General features: G+C 62.9%; 16 protein-coding genes and 1 tRNA gene. 14 read left to right on the forward strand and 3 right to left on the reverse strand.

What is annotated here, in order from left to right:
* The first annotated feature begins 8 nt into the window (after positions 1–8).
* From SNL23_RS17090 to SNL23_RS17120, 7 genes are read left to right on the forward strand one after another with little or no spacing between them, the layout of a single operon-like run.
* Positions 9–761 (forward strand): DUF2092 domain-containing protein, encoded by a 753-nt coding sequence (locus tag SNL23_RS17090; RefSeq protein WP_076013401.1) that lies wholly within the window; start codon positions 9–11, stop codon positions 759–761.
* Positions 758–1,339, forward strand: coding sequence for a hypothetical protein (locus SNL23_RS17095; protein WP_318302879.1), 582 nt, complete (start codon positions 758–760; stop codon positions 1,337–1,339). Before SNL23_RS17090 ends, SNL23_RS17095 begins: the two co-directional genes overlap by 4 nt.
* A gap of 24 nt (positions 1,340–1,363) precedes the next feature.
* Entirely contained in the window at positions 1,364–2,338 is a 975-nt protein-coding gene (locus SNL23_RS17100) for an AAA family ATPase (RefSeq protein WP_318302880.1), read from the forward strand.
* Positions 2,335–3,270 carry a DUF58 domain-containing protein gene (locus tag SNL23_RS17105; RefSeq protein WP_076013398.1) on the forward strand — a complete coding sequence of 312 codons (936 nt, stop codon included), beginning with the start codon at positions 2,335–2,337 and terminating at the stop codon, positions 3,268–3,270. Before SNL23_RS17100 ends, SNL23_RS17105 begins: the two co-directional genes overlap by 4 nt.
* A complete protein-coding gene (locus SNL23_RS17110) occupies positions 3,267–3,734 on the forward strand; it encodes a DUF4381 domain-containing protein (protein WP_076013397.1) in 468 nt (155 codons plus the stop codon). Before SNL23_RS17105 ends, SNL23_RS17110 begins: the two co-directional genes overlap by 4 nt.
* Positions 3,721–4,728: a vWA domain-containing protein gene (locus tag SNL23_RS17115; RefSeq protein WP_076013396.1), complete on the forward strand. Its 1,008-nt coding sequence runs from the start codon at positions 3,721–3,723 to the stop codon at positions 4,726–4,728. The genes SNL23_RS17110 and SNL23_RS17115 overlap by 14 nt, the downstream gene beginning before the upstream one ends.
* Positions 4,709–6,208, forward strand: a complete 1,500-nt coding sequence (locus tag SNL23_RS17120) for a VWA domain-containing protein (protein WP_318302883.1) — start codon at positions 4,709–4,711, stop codon at positions 6,206–6,208. Before SNL23_RS17115 ends, SNL23_RS17120 begins: the two co-directional genes overlap by 20 nt.
* On the opposite strand, the gene SNL23_RS17125 is transcribed toward SNL23_RS17120, so the two are convergent.
* Together SNL23_RS17125 and SNL23_RS17130 are read right to left on the reverse strand one after the other, a co-directional pair.
* On the reverse strand, positions 6,190–6,579 hold the full coding sequence (locus SNL23_RS17125) for a hypothetical protein (RefSeq protein WP_167664377.1): 390 nt from the start codon (positions 6,577–6,579) through the stop codon (positions 6,190–6,192). The genes SNL23_RS17120 and SNL23_RS17125 overlap by 19 nt on opposite strands.
* Positions 6,580–6,604: 25 nt before the next feature.
* Positions 6,605–6,698: transfer RNA gene (locus SNL23_RS17130), tRNA-OTHER, on the reverse strand.
* On the opposite strand from SNL23_RS17130, the gene SNL23_RS17135 reads away from it, so the two are divergent.
* The 4 genes from SNL23_RS17135 to SNL23_RS17150 all read left to right on the forward strand — a co-directional run bounded on the left by SNL23_RS17135 (position 6,655) and on the right by SNL23_RS17150 (position 12,629).
* Positions 6,655–7,254 (forward strand): hypothetical protein, encoded by a 600-nt coding sequence (locus SNL23_RS17135; RefSeq protein WP_318302885.1) that lies wholly within the window; start codon positions 6,655–6,657, stop codon positions 7,252–7,254. The two genes, SNL23_RS17130 and SNL23_RS17135, sit on opposite strands and share 44 nt — an antisense overlap.
* A complete protein-coding gene (locus tag SNL23_RS17140) occupies positions 7,251–8,252 on the forward strand; it encodes an HAD family hydrolase (RefSeq protein WP_318302886.1) in 1,002 nt (333 codons plus the stop codon). The genes SNL23_RS17135 and SNL23_RS17140 overlap by 4 nt, the downstream gene beginning before the upstream one ends.
* Positions 8,253–8,328: 76 nt before the next feature.
* Positions 8,329–9,915, forward strand: coding sequence for an arylsulfatase (locus tag SNL23_RS17145; RefSeq protein ID WP_076013392.1), 1,587 nt, complete (start codon positions 8,329–8,331; stop codon positions 9,913–9,915).
* A 221-nt stretch (positions 9,916–10,136) separates the two neighbouring features.
* On the forward strand, positions 10,137–12,629 hold the full coding sequence (locus SNL23_RS17150; RefSeq protein ID WP_318302887.1) for a fused MFS/spermidine synthase: 2,493 nt from the start codon (positions 10,137–10,139) through the stop codon (positions 12,627–12,629).
* A gap of 45 nt (positions 12,630–12,674) precedes the next feature.
* Here SNL23_RS17150 and SNL23_RS17155 read toward each other — a convergent pair whose 3' ends face one another.
* On the reverse strand, positions 12,675–13,343 hold the full coding sequence (locus tag SNL23_RS17155; protein WP_318302888.1) for a DUF3313 domain-containing protein: 669 nt from the start codon (positions 13,341–13,343) through the stop codon (positions 12,675–12,677).
* A gap of 195 nt (positions 13,344–13,538) precedes the next feature.
* Here SNL23_RS17155 and SNL23_RS17160 point away from each other — a divergent pair, with 195 nt between their 5' ends.
* The 3 genes from SNL23_RS17160 to SNL23_RS17170 all read left to right on the forward strand — a co-directional run bounded on the left by SNL23_RS17160 (position 13,539) and on the right by SNL23_RS17170 (position 18,547).
* Complete coding sequence (locus tag SNL23_RS17160) at positions 13,539–15,794, forward strand: tetratricopeptide repeat protein (RefSeq protein WP_318302889.1); 2,256 nt, start codon at positions 13,539–13,541, stop codon at positions 15,792–15,794.
* Between the two features lie 119 nt (positions 15,795–15,913).
* Positions 15,914–17,737, forward strand: coding sequence for a serine hydrolase domain-containing protein (locus SNL23_RS17165; RefSeq protein ID WP_167664384.1), 1,824 nt, complete (start codon positions 15,914–15,916; stop codon positions 17,735–17,737).
* A gap of 6 nt (positions 17,738–17,743) precedes the next feature.
* Entirely contained in the window at positions 17,744–18,547 is an 804-nt protein-coding gene (locus tag SNL23_RS17170; RefSeq protein ID WP_412104226.1) for a MipA/OmpV family protein, read from the forward strand.
* The last annotated feature ends 6 nt before the right edge of the window (positions 18,548–18,553 follow it).

Consider the following 18,553-nt stretch of genomic DNA (forward strand, 5'->3'; position numbering starts at 1 on the left):
GGTGCGCCATGCGCAGTTTTCATTGCACACGCGTTTTGTTGATCGGCCTGATATTCAGCGCCAGCACCACGGCCTGGGCCGATGAACTCGAACCCAAGGCCCTGACCGCCCTGGAACAGATGGGCGGTTACCTGCGCAGCCTGCAGCAGTTCCGCATCGACGCCCACAGCCACACTGACCAGGTGCTGGATAACGGCCAGACCATCGAATTCAGCCACCAGACCCGCCTCGCGGCGATGCAGCCAGACAAGCTGCAAGTCTCGGTGGAAAGCGACGGTGAGCGCCGCAGCCTGTTCTACAACGGCAAAAGCTTCACCCTCTACGACAGTCGCAGCGGCTACTTCGCCAACCAGGCTGCGCCGGCCAATATCGGCGGGTTGCTTGATCAGTTGAGCGAACGTTACGGCATCGAGTTGCCGCTGGCCGACCTGTTCCGCTGGAACCCCGGCACCGCTAAGGAGGTGGGCATCAGCAACGCCGTGCTGATCGGCAGCGAAACCATCGACGGCCAGACCTGCACCCACTACGCCTACCGCCAGCCGGACATCGACTGGCAGTTGTGGATTCGCCAAGGCTCGCAGCCGCTGCCCTGCCGACTGGTGATCAGCCGTCGCGACACCGCCGAACACCCAAGGCACAGCGTCAACTACTTGTGGCAACTCAACAGCTCGCCCAAGCCTGCCGACTTTGAGTTCACCCCACCGGCCGGCGCCCGCGCGGTGCCCCTGCAACAGTTGGAGCCTCAGGGAGAACAACCATGAAAAGCACAGCGGCGGTGCTGACCGCGAGTTTGCTGCTGACGCTGTTCGATCCGATTACCGCCCAAGCCTGGCAACTGCGAGGCGGCGGTGGTGCACGGACGTTTGTAGTGCCCCATGGTGGCGGTGGTGGTTACCGTCCTCCTATGCCGGCGCCGCACCCCATGCCCGCACCCCGTCCGATGCCACCACACCCGGAGCCGCACCCGCAGCCCCATCCTCAGCCAGGGCCGCACCCCGAGCCTGGTCCGCATCCGTATCCAGGGCCACAACCTGGCCCTCATCCCTATCCGGGACCCGGACCACAACCGGGGCCGCATCCGTACCCGATGCCGCCTCCTCCACCACCGCCTCCGCCGCCCCACGGAGATGACTGGTACCACCCGTGGGCCACCGCCGCCGTCATCGGCGCGACCACGGCGACCATCCTCGCGATCGGGACACGCGTCACCACGGTGCCCGTGGATTGCGTCTCGGTGATCGCCAATGGCGTGGCCTACCAACATTGCGGGCCCACGTGGTACCAGCCGCAATACGTCGGCAGTTCCGTGCAGTACATCGTGGTCGCCGCACCCTGGTGACCCACTGTTTCAAGGAAGATTGTGATGACAGCGCTCAACGATTTAACTGCCCTGCAAGCCAGCATTGCCGAAAGCGTGCTGGGCCAGGACCAGGTGATTCGGCAGATGCTCATCGGCCTGCTGGCCAACGGTCACTTGCTGCTGGAAAGCTTGCCGGGGCTGGCGAAGACTCGCACGGTCAAGGCCCTGGCCCGGCACCTGGATGCGAAGATGAGCCGTATCCAGTTCACTCCCGACCTGCTGCCCTCGGACATCACCGGCGCCGAGGTGCTGCACCAGGTGGACGGCCAGAACCAGATCCGCTTCCAGCCAGGCCCTCTGTTCGGCAACCTGATCCTTGCGGACGAAATCAACCGCGCCCCGGCCAAGGTCCAGGCGGCCTTGCTCGAAGCCATGGAAGAGCGCCAGATCACCGTGGCCGGCGCCAGCCATCCGCTGCCCGAGCTGTTTATTGTGGTCGCCACCCAGAACCCCATCGAACAGGAAGGCACTTACCCACTGCCTGAAGCGCAGATGGACCGGTTCCTGATGAAAGTCCTGCTGGATTACCCCAGTGCCGAAAACGAAAGCCAGGTGCTGCGCCTTCTGCGTGAAGAAGAGCAGCATGCAGCCACGGCGGCCACCCAGGGCTTCAGCCTCGCCCCCGAGGTGATCTTCGCTGCCCGCAAGGAAGTCAGCGCGATCCAGGTGTCCCCCGCGATCGACCGCTACCTGATCGACCTGATCAACGCCACCCGCCATCCCGGCGACTACGACGCCGACCTGGCGCGTTGGATCAGCCTTGGCGCCAGTCCCCGTGGGGGCATCGGCCTGGACCGCGCAGCCCGTGCCGATGCCTGGTTGCAGGGTCAGACCTTTGTGACCCCGGACAACGTGCGCACCGTGGCGCATCCGGTACTGCGTCATCGCCTGCAATTGAGCTACGACGCGGTGGCCGATGGTGTCAGCGCCGACCAGGTGCTGGACCGCCTGCTGGAAAAAGTGGCGATCCCGGCATGAGTACCGACGGCCTGGTCTATGTGTCCCTGGGGCAGTTGATGGCCCTGCAGTTCCAGGCCCGCGGCCTGAGCTTTGTCGCGCGCCAGCCCCAGGGCAGCATTCTCGCCGGCAACCATGCCTCGCGACTTCGCGGGCGCGGCCTGAACTTCGACGAACTGCGCCGCTATCAGCCCGGCGATGATCTACGCCACCTGGACTGGCGCGCTTCCCTGCGCACCGGCAAACCGGTGATCCGCACCTTTACCGAAGAGCGCGACCGCCCGGCGCTGATTGTGGTCGACCAACGCATGTCGATGTTCTTCGGCTCGGTGCGCAGCTTCAAATCTGCCGTCGCCGCCGAGTTGGGTGCGCTGGCCGCGTGGATGGTGTTCAACGCCGGCGACCGGGTCGGCGGGGTGGTGTTCAACGATGAGCGTATCGACAGCGTGGCGCCGTTGCGCAGCCGCAAGCGCGTCGAAATTCTGTGCAGCCGGATCGTCGAACAAAACGCCGCGCTGAATGCGAGTAATCCGGACCATGAAGCTGACGGCCAGCTCGACAAGGTGCTGCAACAATGCCTGGCGCTGGCCGGGCATGACCACCTGATCTGCATTGTCAGTGACTTCGCCGGGGCCGGTGATCGCACTCTGCAATTGATGCGGCAACTGTCGGCCCACAACGATGTGATCGCCCTGCAAGTCTATGACCCGCTGGCACTGAACGTGCCCGACAGCGGGCATTTGATGGTTACCCAAGGTCAACTACAGGTCGAGCTGGCCGTACAGAAACGCCAGGTGCGCCAGCCCTTGGGCGACTTTCTTGGCGGACGGCTCAAGGACGTCGCCAGTCTGCTGCGCCGCAGCCAAGTGCCTTTGTTGATGGTCAGCACGGCGCTGCCCGCAGTTGACCAGCTGCGTGATGAACTGGGCCGGCGCAATGGAGCGCGGCGATGAACCCCAATGTGCCGAGTATCGAGCAACTCAAGGAGTTGGGCCTCCCTGCGCCGGTCAGCTATTGGCCACAGAGCTGGGGTTGGTGGGCGCTGCTGGGGTCACTCGCGATTGCCTTGCTGGTGCTGGGCATCCGCGCCTGGCTGCGCTGGCGGCGCAATGCCTATCGCCGCGAAGCCTTGGCGCGCCTCAACGCGCTGGAAGACCTGCGCGAATTGCCCGAATTGCTCAAGCGTGTGGCGCTGTCGATGCCGCTTGCGCCGGAGGAGCGCCAGCGCGTGCCAACCTTGAGTGGCGCCGACTGGCAGGCGTTCCTGCTGCGCCATGCCAAGGCCCCGCTGCCGGAGGACTTCAGCCACCAACTGGCAAGCCTTGCGTATGGTTCGGTGAATGTTTCCAGCGCGCAACGCGAACAGCTGTTGGCCCAGTGCAAAGCCTGGGTGGAGCATCACCATGTGGCAGCTTGATTATTCCTGGCTGCTGCTTTTGCTGCCGCTGCCGTGGCTGGCCTACCGTTACCTGCCGGAATACCGTGAAGCCCGCAGCGCCGTGCGCGTGCCGTTTTTCGCCAGCCTCAGCCGGGCCGTGGGCCAGACGCCGAAGGCAAGCGGCATTCGCAGCAACCGCCTGCAACTGCTGCTCAACCTGCTGGTGTGGGCATTGTTGGTACTGGCCATTGCCCGCCCGGTGTGGATCGAAAAACCCATCGAGCGCCAACAGCCGGTGCGGGACTTGATGCTGGCCATCGACATCTCACAGTCCATGGAAACCCAGGACTTTACCGACACCAACGGCCAGAAGATCAACCGCCTGGCCGCCGTCAAACAGGTGGTGCATGGCTTTATCCAGCGCCGCAAGGACGACCGTATCGGCCTGATCCTGTTTGGCAGCGGCGCCTATCCCCAGGCGCCATTGACCCTGGACCACGCCAGCCTGTCGCTGCTGCTGGATGACAGCGGCATCGGCATGGCAGGGCCCAACACCGCGATTGGCGATGCCATTGGCCTAAGCCTGAAGCTGCTGGACCAGGCCCATGAACAAGAGAAGGTGCTGATCCTGCTCACCGACGGCAACGACACCAGCAGCGCGATCCCGCCCGACCATGCGGCGTCCATGGCCGCGGCCAAGGGCGTGGTGATTCATACCATCGGCATTGGCGATCCGGGCGCTTCAGGTGAGTCAAAGGTCAACCTGAGCGCGCTGCAACAGATTGCCGAAGCCACCGGCGGGCGGTATTTCCGGGCGGAGAACCGCGACACCCTGGACCAGGTCTACGCCACCCTCGACCAGATCACCCCGCATCAGGTGAAAACCCTCAGCCACCAGCCCAAGCGTGATCTGTTCTGGATGCCACTGACGGCCGCCATCGGCCTGCTCGCGCTGTATCACCTGATCGCCGCGTTGTGGCCGCACTTGGGACTGCGCCATCGGGAGGTCCGCGATGGAGTTCAACCTCAGTGACTTCCACTTCCTGCGCCCGGTCTGGCTACTGCTTGGGTTGCTTGGCCTGTTGCTGCCACTGTTGTGGCGCCGCAGCAAGGACCTGCAACGACGCTTGAGGGGCAATATCGCCCCGCACTTGTTGCCGCATTTACTGCTGACCCCGACCGACCCTCATCGCCTGCGGCCGGTGCATCTGGTCAGCGCCTTGCTGATTCTCGGCGCACTGGCCAGTGCCGGGCCCACTTGGGAACAGGACCGGCCCGACTTCCTGGAGAATCGCGCGCCGCTGATCATCGCCCTCGACCTGTCGCCGTCGATGGACACCGCTGACGTGCCGCCTACCCGCCTGCAAGCCACCAAGCACAAATTGCAGGACCTGGTACAGCGTCGCCAGGGCGCGCGTACTGGGTTGATCGTGTATGCCGGCAGCGCGCATCTGGTATTGCCACCAACGGACGACCCGGCATTGCTCGACAGTTTTATCCAGGCCCTGGCCACCGACCTGATCAGCAAGCCCGGGCGGGATGTCGCCGGAGTGATCGACCAGGCCAAGCGTTTGCTGGCGGCCGAAAAAGCCCCTGGCACGCTGTTGCTGGTCACCGACGGCGTCGATCCGGCACAGCTGCCACAGCTCAAACAACACTTGGCGGACAGCCCGCTGCAGGTGCTGGTACTGGCGGTCGGCGTGAACTTCGATGCCGGCGCCTTGAAGCAACTGGCGTCGGCCACTGATGCGCCACTGGGTAGCCTGACCCTCAACGATGACGACCTGGACTGGGTCGAACTCCATGCCCAACAGCACTTCCAGAATGCCGACGAACAACAGCGCAACCTGCAATGGAAAGATGCCGGTTACTGGCTGTGCTGGCCGCTGTTGCTGTTGGCGTTTTTCAGTGTGCGCCGGGGCTGGAGCCTGAACTGGATGGCGGTGCTGCTGCTGGGGGTATTCCTGCAACCCGCGCCCGCCGAAGCCAACGCGCTGACCGACGCGTTCTTCACTCGCGATCAACAAGGCCGCTGGGCTTTCGAACATCATCACTACCCCGCCGCTGCCGCGCTGTTTGTCGACCCGTATTGGAAAGGCATTGCCGCCTACAACGCTGCCGATTACGACCTGGCCCTGGCGACCTTTGCCCAACTCGACACCGCACAGGCCGCGTTCTACCGAGGAAATATCCATGTGCGCCGCTTCAAGTTCGACGACGCTATCGCCGCCTATCAGCAGGCATTGCAGCTACAGCCACAATTCCCCGAAGCCAGCGCCAACCTGGCACTCGCCCTGGCGCTGAAGAAAGACACGGAGAACGCCTCGGACAACGCCCCCGAGGTCAAACCCGATGCGGTCAAGTTCGACAAGGCGGCCAGCAAGGGCAAGAGCAAGGCGATCCAGACGGAGCAGGCAAGCAACGATGCGCTGTGGTTGCAGAATCTGACGACGTCACCGGCGAACTTCTTGCGCCGCAAGTTCAGCCTCCAGGATCAGGGAGCCCAGCCATGAACCGGCTCTGCTGGCTGTTGCTGCTGATCGCAGGCCCGCTGTGGGCGGCCGAACCGCAATTGAGGGTGCAGGCGCAACTGGTGCCTGGCAACAACGTGGTAGTGGGCGAGCAAGTGCAATTGCAGGTCGATGTATTGACCGACAGTTGGTTCACCGCCGCCGCCAGCCTGCCGCCGCTGCAACTGCCCGGCGCACGGGTGCAGGCGCCGGACAGTGAGTCCGAGCACGTGAACCAGGTGATCGAGGGCAAGACCTTCTACGGCATGCGTTACCGCTACCGCATCACGCCCGCCGTGGCCCAGACCTTCAATATTCCGCCGCTGACTGTGCAGGCCCAGCCCGGGCAGGCCAGCGCGCCTCTGAGTGCGCAAACAGCACCGCTGCACTTCCAGGCCACCCAACCGCCGGGATTTGAACCCGGGGAAACGGTATTGGTGGCTGATGGTTTGCGCCTGACCCAGACCGTCACCACCACACCGCTCAAGGTCGGTGACACCCTCACCCGCACGCTCACCCTGCAAGCCGACAACACCCCCGGCCTGTCCTTGCCGCCGCCCGACCAGGCACAGGTAAAAGGCCTGCGCCGTTATCCGCAGTCGCCGGTCATCAGCAACCTGGATGATGGACGCGGCAACATCAGCGGCGGCCAACGCATCGACCGGCAGGTGTACCGCGTCGAGCAAGCCGGTCGCTACCAACTGCCGGCTATCGTCGTGAAATGGTGGGACAGCCGCAACCATCGGCTGCAGGTGACGCGTGTGCCGGAAGTTACCGTCGAGGCACAAGCAGCGAGCGCCTACACGCCGACGTTTTCCATCGCCGAAGACCTCAAGCAACTCGGCCAGCACAGCCGCTGGCAGTTGTCGCAACACGGGTTGGCTTGGGGCGCTGCGTTGGTGTTGTTGGTGCTGGCCACGTACCTCGCACATGGCATATGGCCACGTATTCCGCCGCTGTGGCGACGTGGTTGCGGGGCATTGCGCTGGTGGTTTCGTCGACTACGCTTGCTACCACTGAACCCCCGTCGCGAAAAGGATTTCCCATGACGTCCCTCCGTTCCGTCTTGCCCCTTCTGCTGCTGTTGAGCTTGCCGGCCCTGGCCGCCGATCCGCTGCCCTCGTGGAACGAAGGGCCGAGCAAAAAGCACATCATCGAGTTCGTCCAGGCCGTCACCACGGAAGGCTCCAAGGACTTTGTAAAACCCGCTGAACGCATCGCTGTATTCGATAACGACGGCACACTGTGGACCGAACAGCCGGCCTACTTCGAGGTGCTGTTTGCCTTCGACGAAATCAAGCGCCTGGCCCCCCAGCATCCCGACTGGAAAACCACCCAGCCATTCAAGGCCGTGCTCGAAAATGATCACCAGGCCCTGGCCCAAAGCGGCATGGAAGGCCTGCTGAAAATCATCGGCGCGACTCATACCGGCATCAGCACCGACGCCTTTATCGATAACGCCAAAACCTGGCTCGCCCAGGCCCGTCACCCGAAGACCGGCAAGCCCTACACCGAGATGATCTACCAGCCGATGCTGGAGATGCTCGACTACCTGCGCAGCCAGCAATTCAAGACCTACATCGTTTCCGGCGGGGATACCGCGTTCATGCGCGCCTTCGCCGAGGTGGTGTATGGCGTGCCACCGGAACAGGTGATCGGCTCCAACTTCGTCACCGCGTTCCAGATCAAGGACGGTGCTCCGCAGGTACTGCGCACCGCCAGGCTCGCCCACAACGACGATGGCCCGGGCAAGCCGGAAAGCATCGACTCGATCATTGGCCGCCGGCCGATCCTGGCCTTCGGCAACTCCGACGGCGACCTGCAAATGCTCCAGTGGACAGCCGCAGGCTCCGGCAAACGTTTCATGGGCCTGGTGCACCACACCGACGCCAAGCGCGAGTGGGCCTATGACCGCAATTCTCAGATCGGGCGCCTGGACAAGGCGCTGGACGAAGCAAAGACAAAAGGCTGGAACGTGGTGGACATGGCGACCGAGTGGAAGCGCATCTACCCTTTCGAGCCGGCTGTGCAACAGCAGGTGCAATAAGAAAAGACGTCACGATGGACTGTAATAAACGTTGGTCGCAAGCAACGCGACTCAAGCCGAGAAAGGAGCAAGTCATATGACTCGCATACGCAAGTGGCTGCCGAAACTCGCCCTGGTGGCGGTATCGGTGATGGGGGTCTCGGCTTCAGCCTGGGCCGCCGAAAAGCCGAATATCCTGGTGATATTCGGTGATGACATTGGGCAAACTAACATCAGCGCCTATTCCATGGGCGTGGTGGGTTACAAAACCCCGAATATCGACCGCATCGCCAAGGAAGGCATGCTGTTCACCGACTACTACGCGGAGAACAGCTGCACCGCCGGGCGCTCATCCTTTATCACAGGCCAGACGCCGTTGCGCACTGGCTTGTCCAAGGTGGGTATCCCCGGCGCGCCGGTGGGTCTGCAAAAACGCGATATCACCATCGCCCAGGCGCTTAAAGGGCTGGGCTATTCCACCGGGCAATTCGGCAAGAACCACCTGGGTGACCGGGATGAATACTTGCCCACCAACCATGGCTTCGATGAGTTCTTCGGCAACCTGTACCACCTCAACGCCGAAGAAGAGCCGGAACGCCCGTACTGGCCCAAGGATGATGCCGAGTTCGTCAAGGCCAACACCCCACGCGGCGTGATCCACAGTTTTGCCGACGGCAAGATCGAAGACACCGGCGCGTTGACCGCCAAACGCATGGAAACCATCGACGACGAAACCACTGCCGCCGCGCAGGCGTTCATCAAGAAGCAGGCCGAAGCCAACAAGCCGTTCTTCGTGTGGATGAACACCACCCGCATGCACGTGTTCACCCACGTGCGTGATTCGATGAAGGGCCAGAGCGGCATGCCCGGCAACGAGTACGCCGACGGCATGCTGGAGCACGACGCCGATGTGGGCAAACTCCTGCAAACCCTCGACGACCTGAAAATCGCCGACAACACCATCGTCGTCTACACCACCGACAACGGGCCGAACCAGTTCTCGTGGCCGGACGCGGCAACCACGCCGTTCCGCAACGAGAAAGACTCCAACTGGGAAGGTGCCTACCGGGTGCCGGCGATCATCCGCTGGCCGGGCAAGATCAAGCCTGGGGAAGTTTCCACCGAAATGGTCTCGGGCATGGACTGGTTCCCTACCCTGCTGGCCGCCGCTGGCGATGGGGACGTGAAAGACAAGCTGCTCAAGGGCTGGGCCCCGACGGCGGGCGGCACCAACTTCAAGGTGCACCTGGACGGTTACAACCAACTACCGTACCTGACCGGCCAACAGCCCAAAGGCGCGCGTAACGAGTTCTTCTACTTCAACGACGATGGCGTGCTGGTAGCCGTGCGTTTCGACAACTGGAAAGTGGTGTTCGCCGAACAGCGCCAGCCGGGTGGTTTCCGGGTCTGGAGCGAACCGTTCGTGCAACTGCGCGTACCGAAGATCTTCAACCTGAGGATGGACCCGTATGAGCGGGCGGATGTGGTGTCTGACCAGTACTACGACTGGAGCACCAAAAACATCTACCTGGGTGCAGTGGCGGTGACTAAATCGGCGAAGTTCCTCGAGACGTTTATCGAGTACCCGCCGAGCCAGAAACCGGCCAGCTTCAGCATCGACCAGATCCGCGAAGCCGTGGACAAGAAGATTGCTGAAAAAATGAAGGCTAACCCGGCGCAATAACAAGTGCAGCACTTGCCCTCGAACTTGAGGGCTTTTCTGTGGCGAGGGGGCTTGTCCCCCGTTGGGCTGCGCAGCAGCCCCAATAAGGTGATCGCGGAGCTTCAGTCAGTTCCTCGTCGCATGCTTGGGGGCCGCTTCGCGGCCCAACGGGGGACAAGCCCCCTTGCTACAGCAAGCTCCCTCGCCACACTTTGATCGGTATTTCCATAAGGCTATCTGCAATGTCGTCACGCACCGCCAGCAAACCTGCTGCACTGGCTCACACCTCAACCACGCTGATTCCCGCCCTACTCCTGTTCATCTCCGGTATGGCCGCCCTGGTGTACCAGGTGCTGTGGATCAAGCAACTGTCGTTGGTCGTCGGGGTGGAGGTGTACGCCATCACCACCGGCATCAGCGCGTTTTTTGCCGGCTTGGCGTTGGGTGGCTTGCTGTTCGGGCGCTGGGCGGATCGCCTGTCGAGACCGCTGCTGCTGTATGCAATTCTCGAAATTCTCGTCGCTGTGCTCGGCGTGGGCGCGACTGTCGCCCTGAGCATGGCCGCCAGTCCGTTTGCCTGGCTGGAACAACAGGTCGGCCTGCTGGCCTGGGTCCTGCCGTTTGTACTGGTGGGCATCCCGGCGCTGTTGATGGGCGGCACCTTGCCAGTGCTGGTGCGCTCGCTGGACATCGACCCCAAGACCCTCGGCCAGGCTGGTGGCCGCTTGTACGCCGCTAACACTGCCGGGGCAATTGCCGGCACCTTGCTCACCGCCTTTGTGCTGATCGCCACCTTCGGCGTGCGCGGCAGTGCCCTGGTGGCAGCGATCCTCAACCTGCTGGCTGCCGTCGGCGCGCTGTTGTATGTGCGGCATCACACCACCACGGTAATCACCCATGCCCACGGCGCAAAACCGGCGCGCCTGGCCTTGGTGCTGTACGCCATCGCCGGCGGCGTGGCTTTGGGTTACGAGGTGGTGTGGTCGCAATCCATCGTGCAGTTCATGAGCACCCGCACCTATGCGTTTGCCGTGGTGCTCGCCACTTACCTGGCGGGGCTGTTTATCGGCAGCCAGTTGATGGCACGGCGGGTCGAGCGCATCCGTGATCCATGGGGCGTATTCGGGCTGTTGATCGCCGGTGCCGGGTTGGTGGCCTTGCTGGAAATCGCCCTGCTGGGCCGCTGGCTGGTGCTGCTGCAAACCCAGGCCGAAGCTCTGGTGCTGAGCCTGGGCGGCGCCGAACTGCCGGGCATGAGCGCACGCTTTGCGGTGGCCGCCCTGTGCATCGTGTTTGTGCCAACCCTGTTGCTCGGCGCGGCGTTTCCCCTGGCCCTGCGCTTGAGCGTGGGCAGCGAGCATGTGGGCAGGGACGTCGGCGCTGTGGTGGCGTTCAACACCCTGGGTGGGATTGTCGGGGTGATGTTGTGCGGTTTTGTGCTGATTCCCTGGCTCGGGCTGGTACGTACCTTGGGCCTGCTTGCGGTGATCGCCGGTGTCGTGGGTTATTTTGCCGTACGCCGTGGCCACGGGGTCAAGAAAGGCCGGCGTCAGGCGGTGGTCGGCCTCGGCTTGCTGTCACTGGCGGTGGCACTGCTGACCCCGGTGGATCGCCTGGCCAAGCTGCTGCCCGGGGCACGTAATGCGAGCCTGGCGTTTTATCAGGAAGGTCGTGGCGCCACCGTCGCTGTGGTCAGCCAGGGCCAGGGTGCCCGCAGCTTTCAGCGTCTGTATATCCAGGGTGTGTCCAACACCGGCGACGCCATGCCGTCTCTGCGCTATATGCGAATCCAGGCGCTGCTGCCGCTGCTGATCCATAGCGGCGAACCCCGTTCTGCGCTGGTAATCGGCTTTGGCACCGGGATTACCGCCGGGGCGTTGCTGCGTTATCCCGGGCTGGAACACCGGGTGGTCGCCGAGTTGCTGCCATCGGTGATCCAGGCGGCGCCGTTGTTCAAGGGCAACTTCAATGCCGCCAGTGATCCGGGCGTCGATGTGCGCCTGCGGGACGGTCGCCAGGAGCTGCTGCGCAACCCGCAGGCGTACGACCTGATCACCCTCGAACCACCACCGCCGTCGGCGGCTGGCGTGGTCAACCTGTATTCCCGCGACTTCTATCAACTGGCCGCCCGGCGCCTGGAGAAAAACGGCCTGCTGGCCCAATGGCTACCGCTGCCGACGCAAAACATCGAAGACTCTCAGTCACTGGTACGCAGTTTCCTCGACGTGTTCCCGTACGCGACCCTGTGGACCAGCGAGTTCCATGAAATGCTGCTGGTGGGTTCCATGGAGCCCATCACGCTGGATGCCACGGTGATTCGCCAGCGCTTTGAGCAACCGACCGTCAGCAGTGCCCTGGGGGACGTGGGCATTGATTCGGCGGCAACCCTGCTCGCGACCTGGGTCACCGATCGCCAGGGCCTGGAGCGTTTTGCAGGCAATGCATTGCCTGTCACCGATGACCAACCGCGTATCGAATACGCGCCGTGGGTGCGCAGTAAAGAGATCGCCCGGGTGCTCCCGGTACTCCTGGATTTGCGGGTGCCGGCACCGTTACTGAATGCAGACCCGGCGTTCACGCGGACCTTGGCCAGCGAACAACAACGCCTGATGCAGTTCTATCGCGCCAGCCTGCATGCCTATACCGGCGACCGCACCGCCTGGGGCCGGGATATCCAGGCGGTGTTGCAACAAGACAGCGCCAACCCTTATTACCGCTGGTTTATTGGCCAGTAGTTGAGCGCTCAGTTGGCCCGGGGCGCGAACCCCGGGCGCAACGTTTCAGCGTTTGAGTTTGAGATACGACTGATGCAGGTCCGAAGCCCAGCCGTCGATCACAGCTTTCACATCATCGGCTTTCATCACTTGGGAGTCGTTCGACAACGGCTTGCCGGTGCCCTTACGCACGACCTGAGCAATCACCTTGCTGCTGTCGCCATCAAGGAATTGGGCTTCGGTGCCCAGGGTGGTTTCCTGGTCACGAATCCCGGTGCCGGTGCTGACCGCAGCGGCCACCAGGGCGACGGGTATGTACTCATACGGTTTGAGGCTTTCGGTCTTGCTGCTGACTGCCGTGATAGCCGCCCGTACCACGATCACGCCCGGGCCAGGCCCGTTGGCCAGGGGCAGCGATTTTTCCAGCTCGCGTTTGAGCGCCTGGTTGTAGTAGGTGTTGATGCCCTGCAAGGTGCTGTCAGGAATCTTGGTAGTGGCTTGTGGCTTGGGGTAGAACTGGGTGGGCTCGATGTACACCGCGGTATAGCGGCTCAGGTTCAGGTTGGGGTCGACCCAGCGCATCACTTCCGCCCCCGACGGCGACTTGGCCTCCTTCAGTTGGCTGTAGTCGGAGAGGAAGCCGGAGTATTCGTCCGGCTGCGTGACCTTGCTGGAACACCCCACCACCCCGATCGAGGCAATGCACACCGTGCCGATCATTAGTCCTAGCTTCATCGTCGAACTCCATGGCTGTCATCGAAGGAACACTGAGATGTAGGTATAGCCAACTCTGGGAAAATAACCCGGCAGACGTTGCAGGTTGTGGGGTATTTCACAGCGACTATTTGACAGGTAAGCGCCCAACGTCAAAGCTGCACGGAGCTTAAGCGCGCCACTAGAGCGTCAATGCATCGGACATCGGAAGTCGTAATGCCCAAGCCTGACAATAAAACCGTACCTCGCCGTGATTCATCCAGTCGTTACCTGTACCCCGTTGTGATCGCCCTGTTGCTGTTGGCCATGGCCGGGATCTGGTTTTTTCTCCAGGCCAGCACCCCCAAGCTGCCGATGGCGGCGCCTGCACCCGTGGTCACGCCGGTGGCCGTGGTGCCGCCGCCGGCAAAGATGGTCGACGAGCAGCAATGCCAAGGCTGTCATCAGGCCCAGGTCAAGGACTGGCAAGGCTCGCACCACCAACTGGCGATGCAAGCCGCCACTCCCGAGACGGTACCGGCGGACTTCAATAATGCATCCTTCAGCAGCGAGGGTGAGACCACCCGTTTCTCGCGCCGGGGCGATGAATTCTGGGTCAACACACCCGGTGCCGACGGCAAGGCTGCGGACTTCAAGGTCGCCTATACCTTCGGCATCGCACCGTTGCAGCAATACCTGATCGAGGTCGGTGACGGGCGCCTGCAGGCCCTGGGCGTGGCCTGGGATACGCAAAAAAACCGCTGGTTTCACCTCTACCCCGGCCAGGGCGTGAACTTCAAGAACCCGTTGCACTGGAGCAAGCCCAGCCAGAACGCCAACTTCATGTGCGTGGAGTGCCACACCACCGGCTACAAGCGTAATTTCGACGCGGCCAAAAACAGCTTCGACAGCCAATGGAACAGCCTGGGCGTCGGCTGCCAGGCGTGCCATGGGCCGGCGTCGAACCATGTGGCGTGGGCGGCGAAAAAAAGTGACCTGCTGCACGCAGGCTTTGCCGTGAACCTGAAAGACAAGGACGCCACCGTCGAGATCGAAACCTGCGCCCGTTGCCACGCCCGTCGTGCACCGTTGGGGGACGGCTATACCGTCGGCAAGCGCCTGATGGACGATTACCTGCCCAGCGTCCTGACCCGCGAGCTGTACGCGCTGGACGGCAAGATCAAGGATGAAGTGTTCGAACACGGCTCGTTCGCCCAGAGCAAAATGGCCGACAAAGGCGTGCGCTGCAGCGACTGCCATAACCCTCACAACGCCGAGCTGAAGGCGCCGGGCAATGGCCTGTGTCTGCAATGCCACAACACCGCGGGCAAAACCGCGGTGGCCACCGTGGATGGTCGCGGGTTGCAGGCCAAGAACTACGACTCCCCCGAACACACCCGCCACGCGGCCGGTGAGCCAGGTTCGTTCTGCGTCGATTGCCACATGCCTGGCAAGTTCTACATGGGCAATGACTTCCGGCATGACCACAGTTTCAGCATCCCCCGGCCCGGCGATAAGGTCAGCGAGCAGTTCAAGCTCTGGAGTGCCAGCGAGCCTGAACATGCGCCGCGTTACGCCGAAAGCATGGTGTTGATTCGTGGCGGCCAACCGGGCGCCGCGCAGGCGCTGTATGACCAGTTGGCACGCAACAATCTGCCACCGATCCAGCGTGCGACATTGCTGGCTGAACTGCCGAACTACCCGAGTGAGCAGGCGTTGAAGCTGGCAACCAAGGACCTCGGCAACCCGGCGCCGCAAGTCCGTGAGAGCGCGGTGCGGGCGATCAGTGCGTTCCTGCCGCCCCCTGAACGGGTCGCGTTGTATGGGCCGTTGCTGCGGGACCCGGTGCTGGCGGTAAGGATCATCGCCGCCCGGGATCTTTTGAGTGCCTCGGCACAAGGGCTTGGGCCAGCCTGGGACAAGGCGATCGCGGAATATGAAAATGTACAGATGAGCTTGCTGGAGCGGGCCGAAGCCAATCTCAACCTGGCGATGCTGTATCAGGCCAGCGGTCGGGGCGACAAGGTCGAGGCGCAACTGCGCACCGCGTTGCTGCGGGATCCGGATTTCTTCCCGGCGCTGGTGACCCTGGCGCAATGGCTGGAGGCTAACGGCCGCGCCCTGGAGGCACGCACGCTGATCACGGACAACCTCAAGCAGCACCCAGAGGCGGCGCTGCTGCAACACACCCAGGGGTTGATGCTGATTCGGGTCGGGGATACGGCGAAAGCCATGCCGCACCTGCGTGAAGCTGCGCGGCTGGAGCCCGCGAATCCGCAATACAACTATGTACTGGCGGTGGCGCTGCATGACAGTGGGCATGTGGATCAGGCCTGTGAGCAGCTGGAAAAGCTGCTCGCCGCGCAACCGTATAACCGCAATGCGCGACTGTCGTTGATCCAGTACTACCTTGAGAACGGGAAAGAGCCCAAGGCGCAGGTGGTGATGCAGTCGTGGAAAAAACTTAACCCTGGAGACCCGGCACTGAAGTAAACCCGCTAGGGGCGGCCTGCATTAACAGTCTTTGACAGTTTTCCGACAAAGCTCACAAAGACTCATGGACGGCCCGCCCCTAGCATTCGAGCATCCAAACCACCCCTCGGGTGCTCCTCATGTTTCGCACATTGCGCAGTATTCCGCTGCTGGGTTTCTTGCTGGGCAGTCTCGGCTGCCACGGCCAACCGCCGGCCCCGCCGCCCATCCCCAAGGGCGACTACAGCGCAATCATCCGCTACCTGCAAAAACGCATTCCGGTTGAAATGGCCAGGCAAAACATACCCGGCCTGTCCATCGCCCTGGTCAATGGCCAGGAACTGATCTGGGCCCACGGCTTCGGCGTTGCCGACAAAGCCTTGGGCAAACCGGTAACCCCCAATACGGCGTTCCGCGCCGGCGCCCTCTCCAAACTGCTCACTGCCACCGCGGCCCTGCAACTGGTGGAGCAACAGCGTCTGGCCCTCGATGCCCCGATCCAGGACACCCTGCGGGAGTTCTACGTACGCTCGCGCTTTCATTCCGACCAGGCGGCCGCCGACCGCGACATCACTCTGCGCCGCCTGCTCAGCCACCAGTCGGGCCTGCCCAGCGAACACTTGCGGGATGTGCGCAACACCTTCGCCATGGGCCAGATGCCGATGCGTGTTTCGGGCGTTTGGCTGAGCACTCCGCCGGGCACCCAAGTGGCGTATTCCAACCTCGGCTACGCCCTGGTCGGTGCCGCCATTGAGCGCAGCAGCGGGCAAGACTTTGAAAACCGCCTGCAAAGCAGCCTGCTCAAGCCCCTGGAGATGAACCAGTCGAGCTTCGTCGGCACCGGCGCGCAACTGAGCTTCCGGGCCGTGGGTTATGAAGACGGCACCGTCAGCCCCGACGCCCAGGTGCGTGACCTCGCCGCCGGTGGCTTGTGGGCCAGCCCCAAAGACCTCAGCCACTATGTGCGAATGCTCTTTGCCCGAGGCCGCTACAAAGACAAACAGGTGGTGGGCAGCCAGTCGATTGACGAAATGTTCACCCAGCAAAACACCGGGAATGCCCTGGACTTCGACTGCCAGATGGGCCTGGGGTGGTTTCTCGCGCCCTGTGGTGATGAGCCGGTCGGCCCCGGGATACGCACCTTCCAGCACAGCGGTGGCGGGGATGATTTCGCCACACAACTGACGATGCTGCCGGACCAGCAATTGGCCGTAATCGTGATGGCCAACGACAGCAGCGCCGAAGAGATGGTGGTCTCCCTGACCACCGACACCCTGCGCCTGATGCTTCAGGCCCAGACCGGCGACCCGGTGTGTTCCGACGACTGCCAGCAGCCGGCCCACGGCCTGAAAATCCGCCAGGTGCCCGCCGCCATCGACCGCAAGCGCCTGGCCGGTTTCTACGCCACGGCGTGGGGCATTTTCCGTATCAAGGACGAAAACGGTCAGTTGTATGGCGAGTTGGCCGACACCCGTTTCGAACTGCTGCGTGACGGCCAGGGCTGGCTGCGGGCGCAGCAGAAATTTCTCGGTTTCTGGCTCAAGGACCTGGGCGAACTGGGCCGCGTGCAGCTGGACGTGGTGACGGTGCAAGGCCGCCAGATGCTCACCGCCCGCAGCAATGGCCAGCGTGTGCCTGTGGGCGAACGCATCGAACAGACCCCACTGAGCACCGCGTGGGCCGGCACCATCGGCACCTATCAAGTGCTTAACACCCACGAACCCGACGCGCCCTTGAGCGGCATCAGCGTGCGCCTGGAAAACGGCTTCCTGGTGATCCGCGGCCAACTGCACGACGAGCCGCTGACCGACTACATCCTGCTGCCCGTGGACAACGCCCACGCGGTACTTGCCGGCAACGGCTATGGCCTGGGGGACACCGTGAGCCGCCAGATCAATGGCCTGAGCGCCTCCGGCTACCAGTTCAAACGTACGGATTCCCCCCACAACCCCTTGAGTCTCTGACCTCACATGAAGACCATCATGCGTTCAAAAAACCTTTGCCTGTCCCTGACGTCGCTGTGCCTGCTGGCCAGCGCCGACACCCTGCTGGCCGACGACTGGGAATACACCCTCAAGGCCGGCGTGGCCAACCTGCCCCGCTACAGCGGCAGCGACGAGCGGGTTACTGCGCCGGTGCTGGGGGCGGCCATCGTCAGCCCGTGGGGCGTTTTCCTCGACACCGACAAAGGCCTGGGCTGGGGTTATGAAGGCGGCGGCGCGAGCTTCAGCGCCTACGTCGGCGCCAGTGGCAATCGCAAGGATGAAAGCAAGAGCGGTCGCCCGGGCTCGAAGAAACTCAAGGGCATGGGCGAAATCAAGACCCGCGCCCAAGTGGGTGTCAGTGGCAGCTATAACCTGGGCGGTGTGATTGTCGGCGCCACCCTGGAGCATGCGCTCGAAGAAGATGATCACAAGGATTCCGGCAAGGCCTTCACCCATCTGGAACTGAGCCTGGGCACTAACCTGTATGACGGCGACTACGGTTCGCTGGACGCCAGCCTCAGCAGCCATTTTGGCGACAGCAACTACCTGCAGACCTGGTACGGCGTCACCACCGGCCAGGCCGCACGGAGTCGCTTCAAGGCCTACAAGGCCAGCGGCGGCAATATCAGCAACGGAATGAACCTGGTGTGGAGTTTGCCGATCAGTGAACACACCAAATTCTCGACCTTACTGGATGTGCAGTACCTGGCGGACAAGGCAGGCCAGAGCCCGATTGTGGAGCGGCGGTTGCAGACGTCGGTGATGGGGATGGTCGAGTACACTTTCTAATTTTGG

Origin of the sequence: Pseudomonas sp. SED1, assembly GCF_034044025.1 — a bacterium.
Lineage (GTDB): Bacteria > Pseudomonadota > Gammaproteobacteria > Pseudomonadales > Pseudomonadaceae > Aquipseudomonas.

Bases quoted from the DNA above. Each gene is read 5' to 3' on its own strand.
- SNL23_RS17090 (WP_076013401.1), top strand. From the start codon at position 9: ATGCGCAGTTTTCATTGCACACGCGTTTTGTTGATCGGCCTGATATTC.
- SNL23_RS17095 (WP_318302879.1), top strand. From the start codon at position 758: ATGAAAAGCACAGCGGCGGTGCTGACCGCGAGTTTGCTGCTGACGCTG.
- SNL23_RS17100 (WP_318302880.1), top strand. From the start codon at position 1,364: ATGACAGCGCTCAACGATTTAACTGCCCTGCAAGCCAGCATTGCCGAA.
- SNL23_RS17105 (WP_076013398.1), top strand. From the start codon at position 2,335: ATGAGTACCGACGGCCTGGTCTATGTGTCCCTGGGGCAGTTGATGGCC.
- SNL23_RS17110 (WP_076013397.1), top strand. From the start codon at position 3,267: ATGAACCCCAATGTGCCGAGTATCGAGCAACTCAAGGAGTTGGGCCTC.
- SNL23_RS17115 (WP_076013396.1), top strand. From the start codon at position 3,721: ATGTGGCAGCTTGATTATTCCTGGCTGCTGCTTTTGCTGCCGCTGCCG.
- SNL23_RS17120 (WP_318302883.1), top strand. From the start codon at position 4,709: ATGGAGTTCAACCTCAGTGACTTCCACTTCCTGCGCCCGGTCTGGCTA.
- SNL23_RS17140 (WP_318302886.1), top strand. From the start codon at position 7,251: ATGACGTCCCTCCGTTCCGTCTTGCCCCTTCTGCTGCTGTTGAGCTTG.
- SNL23_RS17145 (WP_076013392.1), top strand. From the start codon at position 8,329: ATGACTCGCATACGCAAGTGGCTGCCGAAACTCGCCCTGGTGGCGGTA.
- SNL23_RS17150 (WP_318302887.1), top strand. From the start codon at position 10,137: ATGTCGTCACGCACCGCCAGCAAACCTGCTGCACTGGCTCACACCTCA.
- SNL23_RS17155 (WP_318302888.1), bottom strand. From the start codon at position 13,343: ATGAAGCTAGGACTAATGATCGGCACGGTGTGCATTGCCTCGATCGGG.
- SNL23_RS17160 (WP_318302889.1), top strand. From the start codon at position 13,539: ATGCCCAAGCCTGACAATAAAACCGTACCTCGCCGTGATTCATCCAGT.
- SNL23_RS17165 (WP_167664384.1), top strand. From the start codon at position 15,914: ATGTTTCGCACATTGCGCAGTATTCCGCTGCTGGGTTTCTTGCTGGGC.
- SNL23_RS17170 (WP_412104226.1), top strand. From the start codon at position 17,744: ATGAAGACCATCATGCGTTCAAAAAACCTTTGCCTGTCCCTGACGTCG.